The organism is Parabacteroides goldsteinii (assembly GCF_020091425.1).
Lineage (GTDB): Bacteria > Bacteroidota > Bacteroidia > Bacteroidales > Tannerellaceae > Parabacteroides > Parabacteroides goldsteinii.
In genome coordinates, this window is the sequence record NZ_CP081906.1 from 1154672 (window position 1) to 1172669 (window position 17998).

Consider the following 17998-nt stretch of genomic DNA (forward strand, 5'->3'; position numbering starts at 1 on the left):
TGTATTTGATTACTTACCAGCGATAACGCGAGCCATTTCACAAACTTTGTTTGAATAACCCCATTCGTTGTCATACCAAGAAACGATCTTAGCGAAGTTGTCATCCAAAGAGATACCAGCTTTAGCGTCGAAGATAGAAGTGTTAGAGCAACCACGGAAGTCAGTTGAAACAACTGCATCTTCTGTGTAACCCAGTACACCTTTCAATTCGCCTTCAGAAGCTTCTTTCATAGCAGCTTTGATGTCGTCCATTGTAGCAGCCTTTTCCAGAACTACTGTCAGGTCAACAACAGAAACGTCAGAAGTCGGAACGCGGAAAGCCATACCAGTCAGTTTACCGTTCAATACCGGCAGAACTTTACCTACAGCCTTAGCAGCACCTGTAGAAGAAGGGATGATATTTTCAAGGATACCACGGCCACCTCTCCAGTCTTTCTTAGAAGGACCGTCTACTGTTTTCTGAGTTGCAGTAGCAGCGTGAACTGTAGTCATCAAACCTTTAACGATACCGAACTTGTCGTTCAATACTTTAGCGATAGGAGCCAAGCAGTTAGTAGTACAAGAAGCGTTAGAGATGATGTCCTGTCCTGCGTAAGTTGTGTGGTTAACACCATAAACGAACATAGGAGTAGCGTCCTTAGAAGGAGCAGACATGATAACTTTCTTAGCACCAGCCTGGATATGTTTGCGAGCAGTTTCGTCTGTCAGGAAGAAACCTGTAGATTCAACTACAACTTCAGCACCAACTTCGTCCCATTTCAGGTTAGCAGGATCCATTTCTGCAGTCAAACGGATTTTGTTACCGTTTACAACCAGGTTGTTACCTTCTACAGCAACTGTACCATCGAAACGACCGTGTACTGAGTCATATTTCAGCATGTATGCCAAGTAATCAGCATCCAACAAGTCGTTGATACCTACAATCTGAATATCATTGCCGAAGTTTTTAACTGCAGCGCGGAACACCATACGTCCGATACGGCCGAAACCGTTAATACCTACTTTAATCATTGTAATAAAACTTTTATGGGTTTATTAAAAATATTACATAAAATCCATTTAACAGCCACAAGGAGTTGCGCATGAAGCCAATATCGTCAGCATTGCGGTGAATGCCATAAAGAGAATCAAATTACGTTTCATTTTATCCTTGTTTTTAACGACTGCAAATTTAGTCATGTTTTTTTATTCTGCCTTTATTAATGTGAGAAAAATATGCCCTCTAACATAAATTAAATGTTAGGAGTTATTTCTTTTTCTTAAACAGAAGGTTTGTAAACCAGCTTTGAGCCTTTCTGATTCCCCATGTCAGCAAGAATGGGCGGACTACATCCCAGGCTACGGGCAACAGGCCTTGTGCGATACTCAGATAATCCGAGAAACCTATCGGGGGTACTGGCTGGCTGGCTGTTGTTGCTGTTTCTGTAGATTCTGTTTTTTTTGATTTAGTGTTGGGAAATAGTAAGGTGGTGAAACCGGATATCAAAAGGCTGCCTGCATTTTCCTGGATATAAGAAAAGTCGTCATTCAGCTTTTGTTCCTGTATAACACATTGCTTCCGGATTCTTTCCTTGTCAGAAATCAGTTTCTCCAGTGGCGTCAGTGGCTTGTTTTGTATCTGTTGCATCATCTTTTTCGTCATTACCGTTTAATGCTGCAATCACTACGTTCAATACCGTGTTGCAGATTCTGCCTTTATTCATTATAATGAGCCCGATCAATAGGAGATATAACACTGCCACGAAAGCAAAGCCGGTTCCCATCGAACCGAAGATATCACCCATAAAGAACCCTAATGCCAGGAATATGAACAGGATGGCAAAGAAAGCCAGAAACAATAAAATTAAGCCATACGAAAGAATGGCGATCAGTTGGCCGCTTCTTTCGTATGTGCTTAACTTTAAAAGTTCAAGCTTTAATTCTACGTAAGTTGAAACATCATCTTTCAGCTCACGAAAGATTTTTCCTGAATCTTTTTCCATAAATAATTATTCAGCTACGATTTCTTCGGTAGCTTTTACAACTTCAGTTTTACCTTCTTTGTACTTGGCGAGAGCGGAATTAAAGCCTTCTTTTACTTTTCCAACTACACCGTTCAATTCTTCCAGTAACTGTTCTCTCTTATCGGTAGCTGCCAGATATCCGACTGCTGCACCAACTGCTGCTCCAACTACCAAACCTAGCAATAATTTAGAATCTACATTTTTCATAACTCTTATATTTAAATGTGTTTACTAAAATAACGCTTTTATTCGAATGATAGTTTACTTCTGTGTTAACTTTTACTGTTAAATAAAGTTATGGCTTCTGTGTCTTAACGGCAACCCAATTGTTTTTCTCTGCGTGGGAAATGAATTTCAATCCGTTGCGTTCGCACTCTGCCTGGATGGCGGGAATGTCTTCAGTGTAGAATCCGCTCATGAAAAGGGTAGCTCCCGGTTTCATACAGCCGACATACCGGTTAATATCGTTCAGCAGGATGTTGCGGTTGATATTGGCGAATACAATATCGAATGTGCCGAATGCGGGGATTTGTTCGGCACCGCCCAAGGCAATCTGTATATCTTCCGTATGGTTCAACCGGGTATTTTCCAGCGCGTTGTTGTAAGCCCATTCGTCGATGTCGATTCCGACTACTTTATTGGCGTGTTTCATTTTTGCCAGGATGGCCAGTACGGCTGTTCCGCATCCCATATCCAGCAGGTCTTTGCCTTCCAGGTCGAGTTTCAGCATTTCGCTGATCATCAGGTAAGTCGTTTCGTGATTGCCTGTACCGAAAGCCATTTTCGGGTCTATTATAATATTATATGTATAACCCGGTTCCGGTTCGTGGAAAGAAGCGCGGATGATGCAGTCGTTACCGATACGGATGGGCTTGAAATAGTTTTTTTCCCATTCTTCGTTCCAATCCTTGCTTTCCACCAGTTGTTCGGTGTATCGGATGGTTACGTTTTCCAGCGGAAATTCATTCAGTTTATCCTGTAATGCTTTTACATTATATAATTGGTCGGATACATAGGCCAGCAAGCCGTCTTCGTCTTCGGTAAAACTCTCGAAACCGATTTCGCCCAGTTCGGACGCCAGTACATCACTGATGATTGTTGCCTCGATAGGCGATTCATAGGTGAATTTCAGTTCGTAATAATTCATATTCTTTACTTTTTTATTCGTTTGGGGACAAAGGTATCGAATATATTTAAGAAAATATAATCAGGATAAGAAAGTAGGTATGCATAGACAGGTCGTTATGGTCGATATTCTATCATATTGTTCTTAATGACAAGCGGACATTTATATTTCTTTCTTAAATCTTCCTGCAATTTTTCGGTTGTCCGGTCTTTTTGAGGAAAACGCGAACTGACAATAAACGCCTTTTGCAAAGAAATATTCTTGAGCAACCCTTCTTGCATAAAGCATTGAATCGTTGAAATGATCTGGCTCATCGCCTTACCGATATTCTTACCTTTCAGCTCCACAAAATAAGCATGACGATCATTTTTCGTTTTTCCCGAAGGATAATAAAAGAAAAAATAATCGCATTTCTCTTTTTCCTGATTGCAGATAAGGGCACCATCGACTTTAATCTTTTCGACATTCTTCCAGTCTGAAACAATCAAAACAAACTTGCGCCCATTCTCTTCAACCATCAAACGTGCTTTTGATGTGCATTGGCATGTACTTGCCGGGAGGCGTTCTATTAAACTTCTTCCAGTTACTTCTTGGTTAAAACATTTACAGCTACTCATTGTATTTTATATCTAAAAGCGAATCGTAAATTTCGGATAATTCGGCAGAAACATCATCCATCTGATTAATACCTATTGTGTGGTATTCATCATCTAGAATATTGTGGCTTGTACCGTCGCTGGAAAAGAACTGACAAGTCAGGTCCTTGTAATCGATCCATTTATCAGGACTGACGAGTTTAGCAACCTGTTCTGCTTTTTCCGGACTTTCTGCGGCAACGTTGCCGGCTTGCAAAAGATTTTGGACAGTACTTAATATATAAGGACTATGGGTGGTAATGAATAACTTCGCCTTCATCTCTTTTGTTCGTTTGACAAGATATTCTGTCAGGTCCTTCTGTACCTGGGTGTACAGATTGAGTTCGGGTTCTTCGATGATAGTGCAGGTATCTGTATCTAAACCAAGATCAAAAACAGACAATAATGGGATAATTGATTGCAAACCGCTCGATGCCTGGGTTAATTCAATCTCTTCTCCATTTTCCAGTCTGATTTTATCATTGGTAGTACTATCAAAATGCACTTCCAAATTAAGAAAATTTATTTTGTACTGTTCCTGATTGTCTTTAGCCAAGCTATACTTATTTGCAAATATTTTTAAGCAATCCGGGATATTTATTCCCTTTTCATAAAAACTGAATATTGCTTTGGAAAGAACTGACATTAATATTCGTTCTGCAGGAATATAAACAGATGGGATTTCGTTATAAACATAAGTATGCATTAATCGGGAATAGAATTGAATGTATTGATTATCCCGTATTTTTTCATCAGGAAATTGTTCGATATGTTCAAAATTCTGCAACTCCGGTAAACGGATATCCTCATTTAAGAGATTCAGCAGTTTGATTATTCGTGCTCTAAAAGGTCTATGGCTTTTTGTAAATAGGACATTCCCATGATACCATTCATTGGCAATATCTGTAAAAGGATAATCCGTTTCTATCCCTTTTTTTGATATAGTCCATGTATATTCACCTTTTTTATACACAATACATGTATGCTCTTTAAAATCAAAGTCGATATCGTATTTTTTCAGCAAAGAAATAAAAGGAACGAGATTGTCTTTCGGCTCAATGAAATAAAACTCCTGACTATTAAATAAATCCAGCAGCTTCGCCACCGTGCTTTTCCCACTTGAAGTATGCCCAATCAAAATGCAGAACGGTTTTATCTCTATCTCTGCATGTTGAATAGGCCCAAAATCAGTAACTGAAATTCTTTCCATATCATCTTTCTTTGTTATGACAAATATACGTCTTTTCTTAATAGGTTAAATGATCTTTTGTATAATATCCTTTATATCCAGATTCAATTGTCTTTACCGTCATCCTTGACTCTGTTTATCAAAATGTCATTTTACCTCTGTTGTCAGCAGGTTGTATGTGTCGGGGCTTGGGTATATTGTTTTTTATTCGATTCTAAAGAGGATTGAAAGTGTCTTTATTTTGATTTTTATGATTTTGGTGTGCCTTTTTGCTTTGTTTTATCGATATAAAATAGATAAAGTGAGTGAATAAAGTTGTATACATGTAAATATGTTGTTTGAATTGTATGTGTGTTTTTATCTCTTCCAGAAAATAATTCTGCTAAAAAACATGCATTTCAAGTGATAAAACCATCCAAAAACGGCTAAATTCAACTGCAATTAACAAAAAATTCCTTTTAAACGAACCTCTATTTTGTTTAAAAGGAAAATAATTTCGTTTTAAACGAAGTTCAAATTTATTTAAAACGAGATCTTGGAATTGATATTAATGGTAGGTGTGTTAAATATTGTAATTATTCTTTTTCTGATTCAATCAATCTGTCAAATACATCAGATACTAAAATGGCTATATGATAAACTTTGTGATAGATTATTGTGACTTAATAGATCAAATTGATATTTCGGGGAGATGTGAGCTAAAGAAGAGTTGCATGAAATACACGTTTTGATAGTCCAAATCTTTCAACAATGAAATCTGACAATAAATTCAAAACAGATTCTGAATATTTTTTATGCAACCTTTATTTTTATTTATTTTGATATTACCTTTGTCAGGCGTACTAAAAACGTAGAAGTGTTATATATTATCCAGTATGCTTCACGCTACTGCAAACTTAGAGCTTTCTTTATAAATTGAATATATTTATGTTTGATGTTTCTTTATTAAGTCAGTTAAGAGAAGGGAACCGTGAGGCTTTCAACAGCTTGTTTCGTCATTACTATCCCCGTGTTATGGCGTATGTCGCAGCTATGGTGGAACAGGAAGTGGCGGAAGATGTCGTTCAGGATGTTTTCTTGCATGTTTGGGAAAATCGAAAAAAGCTATACGCCGGAGAAGGGTTTCATTCTTATCTGTTTCAGGCGGCTTATACCCGCTGTATTGATTATTATAGAAAAACACAGTCAGCCGACAAGTATAATCTTCATATAGAGAGCGCATATCTGGAAGAGTATAATGCCTTATTACGTTCAGATGCGTCTGTCCTGGAAGAAATTTATTCAAAAGATTTTTACGAGCAACTACATAATTTACTGGAAAAATTGCCAACCCAGCGGCGTGAGGTATTTATTCTTACTTATATTGAAGGCTTAAAGGCAAAGGAAGTATCCGAGCGTCTCCAAATCCCACAGCGCACGGTAGAGAGTCATATTTACCTGGCGATTAAGTATCTTAGGGCGCATTTATCTAAAAATGATTTCTACATATTATCTCTTCTTTATTTTTTTCGTCAGTGAAATTAAAAAAAATGAATGATTGCTCCGTAGTTTTTACCTCTCATACGTTTAGCTTGTATAAAAGATGAAAAATGGAATTTGATTACGGACTTTTGGCAAAATACCTGGCAGGAAATATATCTTCCGATGAAATGCAGAAGATGGAGGAGTGGAGTAACTTGTCACAGGATAATAAAAAGATATTATCTGAAGTGATGCATCTTCGTGTTTCCTATAATATGATGTATTATAAAAGTTCGGACCATATTGAAAAGGCATTGGAAAAACTGAATGTGAAGATCAATCGTTCCAACCGTTTTAAGTTAATGCGTAACGTGTTGCAGTATGCTGCCGTCTTTTTGATACTGTTTTCCTGCTTTTATGGGGGCTATGAGTATTTAAAGCCTGAAAAATATATAAGTATTGTGGTCAAACCCGGGCAAGACGTGAAAAAGGTCGTGCTTGCTGACGGAACGTCCGTTTGGTTGAAGGGTGGATCGACATTAAAATACCCGGAATCTTTCTCTGACGAGAATCGTCAGGTCTCCTTGCAAGGAGAAGCTTTCTTTGAAGTCTCAAAGAAAGCAGAAACAATTTTCTCTATTTAATGTCTTTACCGGATATGTGAATATCCAGGTAAAAGGTACTTCTTTTGATGTAAAGACCGATGTAGAAAATAAAAGAGTAGAGGCCGTTTTAGTCAGCGGAGAAATAGAATTGCTGGATGCGAACCGTAATAAACTGCTGGATGTATCCCCCGGAGAAAAAGTAACTTATAACCAAAACAAGAATGAATATACCACAGAGGCTGTCGATGTGAATATCCTGACAGCCTGGCGACTGAGACAGTTTGTCTTTGAAAACGCGACCCTGCGTGAAATAGTCAATAAACTATCCGTAAAATTTAATGTAAACATAAATATCGAGTCTTCAGCTCTTGCACAACGTAAATTCCGGTGTGTGATTAATGATGATGAAGAGTTGGTCGATATCCTGAAATTATTGGAATACCTGGCTCCAATACATTATAAGATAGAAGAAAACGAAGTTTTCATATACGAACAATTTAAAAAGTAATGCCTATGAGAAAATGATTGAAAAAACTGACACACACAGAAATGTAACTAAAAAATAGTACTAACATTATTAAATCACATGTATGATTAAAAAAGTTTCTATTGCTACATTAGCAATGTTTTTGACTTCTGCATCGCCCGCTATGGCGATAAGCGATGCGCATTCTTTGTATGTGAATCTGGAACTGACGTTGAATAGCACAACGGTCGGTGCAGTTATACAGAGTATCAGTGAACAAACCGGATATGAATTTTCTTATGACGAAGCCTTGTTGAATAAGAAAATTTCCAACGTATTTGTTAATTTTAAAAATGAACACATCGAAAAAGTGCTCAAAGAGGTTTTTAAGAATACCGGTATTTCTTATAAGATCGTAAATAACCGTGTGTTTTTAAAAGATAATAATGTAAAGAAGAATGTTCGGACGGTAGAACAGCTGATCGTAAATGAAATTCAGCAGAATAAAAAGAAGATATCAGGGGTTGTTGTCGATGAGGAAGGGACACCGGTTATCGGTGCAAACATTACTCTTGAAGGAAACAAAGGAGTCGGAACGGTGACGGATGCCGAAGGTAAATTCATCTTGAGCGAGATTCCGGCCGGGGCGACTTTGCTTGTTTCTTATATCGGTTATTTGGAACGGAAAGTACAGGTGGAGGATGGTAAGAGTTCTTATCAGATTACATTGCATGAAGATACCCAAAAACTGGATGAGGTAATCGTTATCGGATATGGTGTAGAGAAAAAGATAAATATGACCGGTGCTATTACAAATGTAAAAACAGAGGAGTTATCTAGCATTTCGACTACCAACTTATCTAATACTTTGGCGGGGCGTGCACCGGGATTGACAATTGTCGGTAGTTCCGGTTTCATGGGAGCAAGTTCGGAAATCCGTATGCGTGGCGGATTCGGTGACCCGTTATTTGTTATCGATGGAATCATTCGGGACAAGGCGGCATTCGATGCGCTTGAATCGAACGAAATCGATCAGTTGAGCTTCTTGAAGGACGCTGCGACAGCTTCTGTTTATGGTTCTAAAGCCGGTAATGGCGTTGTCCTGGTAACGACTAAGTCGGGCGCGGATAGCATGGGGAAACCTAAATTTGAATATCAGGGATCATATACGTTCAACAGACCTACCCGCAAGCTGTTCACGGATGATATGAGCGCTTACAAAGAGTTGGTGTATCAAAATTTAGTGGCTGAGGCTAACGGACTTGCCCGGCCTAACAACGATGAAGAGATGGAGTATGCCAAGACACATGATTATAATGTGAATGATCTGATCTGGCAAAATCCGTGGAATACAAAGCATTCTATTAGTGCGACAGGTGGTACGGAAAAAGTCAAATACTATGTTTTAGGTAGTTTTATCAGGGAAGAAGGATCTTATAAGAATCTGGAAAATAATAAATATTCATTTCGATCCAATCTGACAGTGAATCTGAGTAAATATATATCCTTGAATGCGAATGTTTCCGGTTATCAGAAAGATGACAGACGCTTTAATTGGTCTGGTAGTGGTGATGACAGTGAGGATATATTCGACTTTTACAGAACTACGTTTAATTGTTTGAGGACGGTTCCGTCTTATGCGTATCTGGATGGTACTCCGGCAAACGAAAAGACTGATTATCCTGTTTATCCGGATGTCAGTAATTTTAAAGGTTGGAATGTCGCAGATGTGATATTGGGTGATCGTTATATCAAAACCCGCAGACGTAATGTAAATGGTATTTTATCATTAAACATCGACTTGAGTAAGCTTTTACCCGGATTATCAACAAAAGTAACCGGAAATTACATAATCAATGACTATGCCCGTAAGAAATATCTTACTCATCAGAAAGCCTACAATTTTCAATCGGCTGATCCTAATAACCGTTTTGTTCCGGGACCGCTGGATTTGAATAAATATAATATATTCACGTTTGGTTCCAATTATGAGAATCTGACTTATGGTTCCCGCCAATTCTGGAATGAACAGTTTGACTGGACGGTGAATTATAAAAATAAGTTCGGGAAGCATGAAGTAGGCGGAATGATCACTTTTGAGCAGGCTCAAAGTCAGGGCGAAGCTATCTATGCAACAGCGAATGATCCGCTGACGGCTTATGACCAATGGTTTGTGTTTTCAACCGACCCGGAAAGACGGACGGTTTCAGTCAATGAATCGGAGAACTTAGGCTCGCATTTGTCGTGGATCGGACGTGCGACTTATAACTATGATTCCAAATATATGGCAGAGTTCTCATTCCGATATGATGGAAATAATAAATTTCCTAAAGACAGCAGATGGGGCTTTTTTCCCTCGGCCTCACTTGGATGGCGTATCAGTAAAGAAGCCTTTATGGAGAGCGCTTCTAATTGGCTTGACGACTTAAAAATACGTGCTTCTTATGGTACTACCGGTAACGATTTGAATACATCGAATGCGTCGATTGGATATTTCCAGTATATAGAACGATATACTTCCGGTAGCAGTTATATGTTTGGAAACGGGTTGGCAAACGGTATACAGACAGGCAGTATGCCAACTTATAATTTGACCTGGGCTACTTCATCGACTATCAATGGTGGTTTGGATTTTACCTTTTTGAATAATCGATTGAGTGGAACAGTTGATGGGTTCTATAGGAAGGAAACCGATATTTTAGGTTCAAGAACATCTACTTTGCCAAGTACTTATGGGGCATCGTTGGCTCCTGAAAATTATGCAGAACGTTCATGGAGAGGTGGTGAAGTGACGCTGGGTTGGAGAGATAAGGCTAAACATGGAATAAATTATTCTCTTTATATGAATATCGGTTACTCGAAAGATCGTTGGGACGTATTGGATGAATCGGTGATTTATATGACTGGTAACCTGAAAGATTTGTCTTTGGTCGGAATGTCGGCCGGGCGTATCACGGGATTGAAAGTCGATCATTTGTTGACCGATCAGGCGGAAGTAGATGAATTGATTGCCAAAGGATTCAAGCAGTATGGACGCGATCCGTATCTTGGCGGTCTTTTATTCCAGGATACCCGTGGTGATGGTTATGCTCCGGGAGCGGACGGAAAGATTGATGGAAATGACGCGTATAATTTGCTTTCAACAAACGGAACTCCCCGTATTAATTATGGTTTCGGCGGTAGCTTCAGTTGGAAGGGTATTACTATTGATATGCATTTTCAGGGTGTTGGCAACTATGACCGCTTGGTAGGATGTGAGGCAACCAAGGGAATGCCGCAGTATGGTGGTAACACACGTCCGTATTATCCTATCTGGACAAGTGAAAAATGCTGGAGTCCGGAGAATCCTGATGGTATTTATCCCCGTGTAATCGGTAAGAACCAGTATGAATCAGGTTATGGCGATACTGATTTCTGGATGCGGAATGGAGCCTATGTTCGTTTAAAAAACCTGAATGTAGGATATGACTTGCCTATGGCTGTTCTTCGTCCATTAGGATTGACTCGTGCCCAGGTATTTATGAATGCAACCAACTTATTTTCTATCTCGGCGATGAATGAGTTCATGGACCCTGAACAGAAATACTATGATTCATTCCCTTTGATGAGATCATTTACATTCGGACTTAACTTCTCATTCTAAAATTAAAAAATATGAAACTGAATAAAATAAAACAATTATCGATTGGTTTGGCAACTATATTGCTGGTCAATGGATGCAATAGTTTGGATATCTCGAACTTGTGGAACTATGATGCAGACCTGGTTTGGAATGATGACAACTTAGCAACTGCTTATGTTACTGATCTCTATGGCGATATCTTTAGCGGTTGGTCTACAAGTGCGGATAATACAGCTGAGCAGCAAACGGGTATTCCGTTTATGTTGAGTACTATTACAACGTCGGGCAGTGGTTATAAACGATGGAATTATACCAATATCCGTAATATAAATTTAGGACTTGAGTATTTGGCTGAAGGAGGATGTACCGAATCTGTTAAGAATAGCCTGACGGGACAAATGCTGTTTATGAGAGCTTATCAGTATGGTGAAATGGTTGTTTATCATGGAGGTATGCCGTATATTACAAAAGCCCAAGATAAGGATGAAGATGATTTGTATGTGACTCGTACTTCCACGGCAGAGTGTTTTGATTTAATAATTAAAGACCTGGATGATGCTATTGCGCTGTTACCAGCCAAAGCAACCGGTAACGATTACGGGCGTATAGACCAGTGTTTTGCTAAAGCCTATAAGGCAAAGATGTTGCTCTATAAGGCTTCTCCGCAGTTTAACCCGAGTAATATGTATGATAATAAATATTGGAACGAAGCTTATACGGCAGCGAAAGAGGCATACGATTTCTGTATAGCTCAGGGGATTAAACTGACTGCGAATTATGCAGATAACTGGTTGGTGGACGGCAATTCAGAGGTCGTTTTCCCTATTATCTATAGTAATCCGGATAAAACGGCCAATTGGGAAAACACGATTCGTCCCTCTTCTTTGAGTCGTAGCAATGCCGGTAATACTCCGACCTGGGATATGGTAAAAGCGTTTCCGATGTTGGATGGAAAGCGGTTCGATGATCCGGCCGGTAAATATTATGCAGGTGCTGAATCTGACTTTTTACAGAAATTCTGGCAAAATCGGGATCCCCGATTTGAGGATTGTATCCTGTATAATGCGGATTTATATCCGGTGTCGGGAACGGCTTCAGGATATCGCCAATATACTTCGGTCGGTATAGCTGTCAGAGAAGATTCATATGGAATCAATCCCAATGTGGGCAGCACTGCTACACAGAATGATGCTATTAGCGGCATGTATGTGCGTAAAGGATCTGATTTGTCTTTGAGTCAGGATTTGGTATCTACGTATGATCATGATTATCCCTTTATGAGATTGGCTGAAGTCATGTTTATCTATGCGGAAGCGGCCAATGAAACGGATCATCAGGATGTGGCTGTAGATATGCTGAAGCAAATTCGTAAACGTGCAGGTATCGAAGCCGGCGAAAATGGGTTGTATGGATTGAAAGTTACTAATCGTAAAGAAATCCGGCAGGCTATTCTTGATGAACGCAACGTAGAATTATGTTTTGAAGGACATCGTTTTATGGATCTTCGTAGAACCCGTAATATGATGCAGTTAAACGGACTGCAAAAATATGGAGTCGAGGCTATTGCAATCAATGAAGACGGTTCGGAAATGGATATTGCCGAAGCTACCCGGAAAGCCAAGACGTATTCGTTGACTCCCGATAATTTTAAATATATTCTTAGAATGGTGCCGATCAGTGCCATAGCCGAGAATAAATTTTTGATTCAGGAATCGTATTATTTTTTCCCGATCCAGGAAAGTAAAATATTGGAAAATCCTAATCTCGAACAAAATAACAATTGGGGAGGAAAGTTCAACCCGACTATGGAATGAACAGTCTTGAACGATTATGTCATAAAAACTCGTAAATATTTGCGAAAATTATGGGATAAATAATATCTTTGTGAGACGTTAGGAGGCAATTAATCTTTCTAACGTCTTTTTTAAGCGGAAAAAATCAATAAAATTGCTAATCAATATTATATTAATTTGTACTATGAGAACAAACAGAAGGGACTTCCTTAAAACCCTTGGAGGAATTGCGGCCTTTACGATTGTGCCGCGCCACGTGCTTGGGAAAGGCTTTATCGCTCCAAGCGATCAGTTGACTAAAGGTATTATCGGTACAGGCGGGATGGGACGCGGTCACGTGAACTATGCCGGAACGCGCCTGGTGGCCGTTTGTGATGTTGACAAGAAACATCTTGAATTAGGAAAACAATTGGTAAAGGAAAAAATTGCCGCTTATCATGACTTTCGCGATTTGATTCTGGACCCGAACGTAGATATCGTACACATCGCTACACCTCCTCATTGGCATGGAATCATGTCGGTAGAGGCTGCCAAGGCGGGAAAAGATATCTGGTGTGAAAAGCCGATGACACGTACGATCGGTGAAGGTAAACGGGTGATGGAAGCTGTAAAGCAGAACGGACGTATGTTCCGTCTGAATACCTGGTTCCGTTTTGCTGATCCGTTCTATGGATTGGGTACTCCTGTTAAACCGTTGAAGAAGCTGGTTCAGAGTGGTTTGCTTGGCTGGCCCTTGAAAGTGACGATCAGTAAACATACCGGTTTCGACTGGAAATTCTACTGGGTAGGTAAAGAATATCTCGAACCGCAAACAGTTCCTTCCGAACTGGATTATGACATGTGGTTAGGCCCGGCTCCTTATAAACCTTATAATGCACACCGTGTGCACCAGACATTCCGCGGATACTGGGATTATGACGGTGGCGGACTGGGTGATATGGGACAGCATTATATCGACCCGGTACAGTATTTCCTCGGAAAAGACAACACAAGCCCTGTGAAAGTGGAAGTGGATGCTCCGCAACAGCATCCGGATGCCGTAGGAACATGGCGCTCTATTACCTATACCTATGATGACGGTTGCCAGATCGTCCTTTGGGGTGGCGACTTCGGAGATCCTAATACTCCGTATATCTCCGGTCCGAACGGTAATGTCTATAAGAATTTTGTATGTGATATCCCTGATTGGGAAAAGAAACTGGCCGATTATCCGGAACCTGAACCTCAGGTGACAGACTTTATCGAATGTGTGAAAACACGCCAGCCTTTTGCCCTGAATGAACGGAATGGCTTCCGCTCGGCTACGATCGTGAATATGGGTGCTACGGCACTTCGTCTGAATCGTACATTAGAGTTCGATCCTGTGAAACTGGAATTTATCAATGACGAGGCCGCTAACCGTCTGCTGGATCAGCCGATGCGTTCACCCTGGAACATTTGATAATTAATAATTAATAATTGAAAATTGAGAATTGAAAATTAGGGGAGAATTATAAAATTATAGACAATGAGAAAAGCATATATATCGATTGCCAGCTTGCTATTATTCGGCAGCGTACTGATGGCCCAATCTCCGGCGAACCGTACAGCTAAAACAATTGCGGCTGACGTATTGGCACAGATGCCTGCTGAGAAACAGGCTGAATACAATAAAATGATCAATGACCTGAAAGGTTCCGGCGAAGAAGGGGTACTGATGTTGGTCAACATGATAAATGCTCCCGGAAAGGGAAGCAATGCACAAGTGGATTACGCGTTGAGCGGCCTGACCCATTATGTGATGGCAAAAGGGGAAGAAAGCGCCCGTTTGGCTACGGCTAACGCTTATCTGAAAGCGCTTGACCTGGTGACTGAACGCGAAACGAAAGCGTTTATCATCCGCCAGTTACAGATATTGGGACAGGATGAATGTATCGATGCGTTGTCGGCTTACCTGGGTGATGAAAGCCTGAGTGGCCCGGCTTCACGTGCACTGGCTGCTATCGGTTCTGAAAATGCCGGCAAAGCGTTGAAGGCTGGTCTGATGCGCCGTATGGGTACTCCGAAGACACAAAAAGATATCATCGTAGCAATCGGCGAAGCGCAGGTGGCTGATTCGGAAGAATTGCTGAAGGCGCTGCTGGGTTCGGGCGATGAAAGTATGCAAAAGGCTGTCCTGCACTCATTAAGCCGTGTGGGAAGCAAGGCTTCCATCAAAGATATGGCTGAAGCTGCCGCCGCATCGGGTTACACAATGACCAAAACGAATGCGAACGAAGCCTATATCGCTTTATTGAAACGTGTTGCCGCACAGGGCGATGTGAAAGAAGTGGAAAAAGCGGCCAACGACCTGCTGAAGAAGGCTACCAAGGCTAATCAGACGCAGACCCGCGACGCTGCTTTGCAAATTCTTTTGTCACTGAAGAAAGAAAACAGTACCAAATTGCTGCTTTCCGCTTTGAAGGATGGCAATAAGGAATATCGGAATGCTGCATTGAATTTTGCTTCCGACTTTGCCAATAAGGAAGTTTATATCGAAGTCATGAAAGCGATGCAGAAGGCAAAACCGGAAGTGAAAGTCGATATTATCAACTGGATCGGCCGCGAAGCCAAATGCCCGTCAAAACATGATGTGATCAAGAGTTTGGAACTCCGTTTTGACCTGACTGCCATGCAGGTGCTGCTGGCTCAGTTGAAAGACAGCAACTTCGACGTAAAACAGGCAACCGTATGGACATTGGTGAAGATCGGTGACAAACAGGTGATACCTGTGCTTGCTGAACTGCTGACCAGCGACAATAAAGATGTAATCCTGCTGGGACAGGATGCTTTGGCTGCATTCAATGGTGATATCGACCAGGCTGTTGCCCGTGCCATTCCGTCTGCTACGGATGCCGGTAAGATTGCCGGTGCTGAGTTGTTGGCGATGCGTAAAGCGACTGCTAACCTGACTACAGTGCTCGAACTGATCAAGTCCGGTTCACCGGAAGTGAAAAAAGCTGCTTATACAGCGTTGAAAGATGTTGTGTCGGAAGGCGACCTGGTTAATCTGTGCGGTATGCTGGAAACAGCGGATGCATCGGCCGTTGCTCCGATCCAACAGGCTGTTATCTCTGCTATTTCTTCCATGTCTCCTGCGAAACAAAAAGAAACGATCACCCGCCGTATGCTTCAGGCTGGCGAGAGCAAGAAATATTTGTATTATATCGTTCTGGCGACAACCGGTGAGAAAGATGCATTGGCTACTATCGTAGACGGTTTCCATAAGGGATCGGGCGCTGCTCGCGATGCTGCTTTCGAAGCGTTGTTGAACTGGAAAGGTATTGAGGCTGCCGACGAATTGTATGCTATCTGTAAAGATGCTTCTTCTTCTGCTTATTTGGATCGTGCATTGAAAGCATACGTTAAGCTGGTTTCAAATCCTGCATTTACAGGTGAGAATCGTCTGCTGAGTTTGCGTAAAGCGATGGAAGTGGCAAAGACAGATGAACAGAAAAATATAATTCTGAAACAGGTTGAACGGACAGGCACCTTCCTGGGTATGCTCTATGCCGGCGAATTCCTGAATCAGAAACCTGTTCAGCAGGCTGCCGCCAATGCTGTTATGAATATAGCTTTGGGTAATAAGGAATATTATGGAGCCAATGTACGTGAATTGTTGAACAAGGTAATGCAGGTACTCGACAATCCGGATGCCGGTTATCAGAAGGAAGCGATCAAGAAGCATCTGGCTGAAATGCCGCAGGGAGAAGGTTTCATTTCTATCTTTAACGGCAAAGATTTGTCGGGCTGGAAAGGATTGGTACAGAACCCGATTGCCCGTGCGAAAATGAAACCGGCCCAGCTGGAGAAAGCTCAGGAAAAGGCTGACGAGATTATGCGTAGCGGCTGGAGTGTGAATGATGGTATGCTTGTCTTCAACGGTAAAGGTGATAACCTGTGTACGGATAAACAATATGGTGATTTTGAAATGTACGTAGACTGGATGCTTGACCCCGCAGGTCCTGAAGCTGATGCCGGTATCTATTTGCGCGGAACGCCTCAGGTGCAGATCTGGGATACTTCACGTGTGAATGTGGGTGCCCAGGTAGGTTCAGGTGGTCTGTATAATAACTCGGTAAATGAAAGCAAGCCGTCTAAAGTGGCTGATAACAAGCTGGGCGAATGGAACAGCTTCTATATCAAGATGGTTGGTGACCGCGTAACAGTTATTCTGAACGGAGAGAAGGTGGTGGATGATGTGATCCTTGAAAACTATTGGGATCGCAAGCAGCCGATCTTCCCGGTTGAACAGATTGAATTGCAGGCTCATGGCAGCAAGGTTTACTACCGTAATATATATGTAAAGGAACTGGAACGTAAAGAACCTTACAAATTATCTGCCGAAGAACAGAAAGAAGGTTTCAAACTATTGTTTGACGGAACAAATATGCATCAGTGGACTGGTAACACGGTAGATTATACGATGGAAGACGGTTGTATTTCCATGATACCGAGCAAGAGCTATGGTGGGAACCTGTATACAAAGGACGAATTCGGGAACTTTATTTATCGTTTCGAGTTCCAGCTGACACCGGGAGCCAATAACGGAGTCGGTATCCGTACTCCGATGGAAGGTGATGCCGCTTATGTAGGTATGGAAATCCAGATTCTGGATTGTGAACATCCGATCTATAAGAATATTACCAAATATCAGCATCATGGTTCTGTTTATGGCATCATCCCGACGAATGCCGATCACCACAAAGCGTTTAAGCCTGTCGGTGAATGGAATGAGGAAGAGATTGTTGCAAACGGAGATAATATCAAGGTAACAGTTAATGGTGTAGTGATATTGGAAGGTAACATTCGCGACGCTGTAAAGAACGGTACTCCTGACGGTAAGGAACATCCGGGCTTGTTCAATAAGAAAGGACATATCGGGTTCCTGGGACATGGTTCTCCTGTGAAATTCCGTAATATCCGTATAAAAGAATTGAAATAACAGACTATATAGTCTGAAAGGAAGCGGGGATCGGTTTTTACTGGTCTCCGCTTTTTTTGTGTGAATCTTTAAAAACCGTTGAATATAAACAGAAATAAAATTTGCTGGTCTGATTTATTATAACGAATTTTGTTG

At 41.0% G+C, this 17998-nt stretch carries 14 protein-coding genes; 7 read left to right on the top strand and 7 right to left on the bottom strand.

What is annotated here, in order from left to right; genetic code table 11:
- Nucleotides 1-9: 9 nt before the first annotated feature.
- The 7 genes from gap to K6V26_RS05755 form a co-directional block, all read right to left on the bottom strand.
- Nucleotides 10-1011, bottom strand: a complete 1002-nt coding sequence (gene gap, locus K6V26_RS05725; RefSeq protein ID WP_007652928.1) for a type I glyceraldehyde-3-phosphate dehydrogenase — start codon at nt 1009-1011, stop codon at nt 10-12.
- 235 nt (nt 1012-1246) lie between these two features.
- Complete coding sequence (locus K6V26_RS05730) at nt 1247-1630, bottom strand: hypothetical protein (RefSeq protein WP_224264823.1); 384 nt, start codon at nt 1628-1630, stop codon at nt 1247-1249.
- Nucleotides 1575-1982 (bottom strand): phage holin family protein, encoded by a 408-nt coding sequence (locus tag K6V26_RS05735; protein ID WP_048317187.1) that lies wholly within the window; start codon nt 1980-1982, stop codon nt 1575-1577. The genes K6V26_RS05730 and K6V26_RS05735 overlap by 56 nt, the downstream gene beginning before the upstream one ends.
- Nucleotides 1983-1988: 6 nt before the next feature.
- Nucleotides 1989-2210, bottom strand: a complete 222-nt coding sequence (locus tag K6V26_RS05740; protein ID WP_007652933.1) for a YtxH domain-containing protein — start codon at nt 2208-2210, stop codon at nt 1989-1991.
- Between the two features lie 88 nt (nt 2211-2298).
- Nucleotides 2299-3150 (bottom strand): 50S ribosomal protein L11 methyltransferase, encoded by an 852-nt coding sequence (gene prmA / locus K6V26_RS05745; RefSeq protein WP_195586384.1) that lies wholly within the window; start codon nt 3148-3150, stop codon nt 2299-2301.
- Nucleotides 3151-3245: 95 nt separating this feature from the next.
- Entirely contained in the window at nt 3246-3647 is a 402-nt protein-coding gene (locus K6V26_RS05750; RefSeq protein ID WP_122329247.1) for a hypothetical protein, read from the bottom strand.
- A gap of 91 nt (nt 3648-3738) precedes the next feature.
- Nucleotides 3739-4974: an ATP-binding protein gene (locus K6V26_RS05755; protein ID WP_046146763.1), complete on the bottom strand. Its 1236-nt coding sequence runs from the start codon at nt 4972-4974 to the stop codon at nt 3739-3741.
- Between the two features lie 906 nt (nt 4975-5880).
- On the opposite strand from K6V26_RS05755, the gene K6V26_RS05760 reads away from it, so the two are divergent.
- From K6V26_RS05760 to K6V26_RS05790, 7 genes are all read left to right on the top strand, one after another.
- A complete protein-coding gene (locus K6V26_RS05760; RefSeq protein ID WP_195586385.1) occupies nt 5881-6471 on the top strand; it encodes an RNA polymerase sigma-70 factor in 591 nt (196 codons plus the stop codon).
- 71 nt (nt 6472-6542) lie between these two features.
- The gene (locus K6V26_RS05765) at nt 6543-7058 is read left to right on the top strand and encodes a FecR domain-containing protein (RefSeq protein WP_195586386.1); all 516 of its coding nucleotides are present in this window, start codon (nt 6543-6545) and stop codon (nt 7056-7058) included.
- Nucleotides 7018-7527, top strand: a complete 510-nt coding sequence (locus tag K6V26_RS05770) for a FecR family protein (protein ID WP_224264824.1) — start codon at nt 7018-7020, stop codon at nt 7525-7527. Before K6V26_RS05765 ends, K6V26_RS05770 begins: the two co-directional genes overlap by 41 nt.
- Nucleotides 7528-7609: 82 nt before the next feature.
- Nucleotides 7610-11128 (top strand): TonB-dependent receptor, encoded by a 3519-nt coding sequence (locus K6V26_RS05775; protein ID WP_224264825.1) that lies wholly within the window; start codon nt 7610-7612, stop codon nt 11126-11128.
- 11 nt (nt 11129-11139) lie between these two features.
- Nucleotides 11140-12921 carry a RagB/SusD family nutrient uptake outer membrane protein gene (locus K6V26_RS05780; RefSeq protein WP_224264826.1) on the top strand — a complete coding sequence of 594 codons (1782 nt, stop codon included), beginning with the start codon at nt 11140-11142 and terminating at the stop codon, nt 12919-12921.
- Nucleotides 12922-13084: 163 nt separating this feature from the next.
- Nucleotides 13085-14341: a Gfo/Idh/MocA family oxidoreductase gene (locus tag K6V26_RS05785; RefSeq protein WP_007652944.1), complete on the top strand. Its 1257-nt coding sequence runs from the start codon at nt 13085-13087 to the stop codon at nt 14339-14341.
- Between the two features lie 66 nt (nt 14342-14407).
- Nucleotides 14408-17863 (top strand): DUF1080 domain-containing protein, encoded by a 3456-nt coding sequence (locus K6V26_RS05790; protein WP_195586389.1) that lies wholly within the window; start codon nt 14408-14410, stop codon nt 17861-17863.
- Nucleotides 17864-17998: the final 135 nt, after the last annotated feature.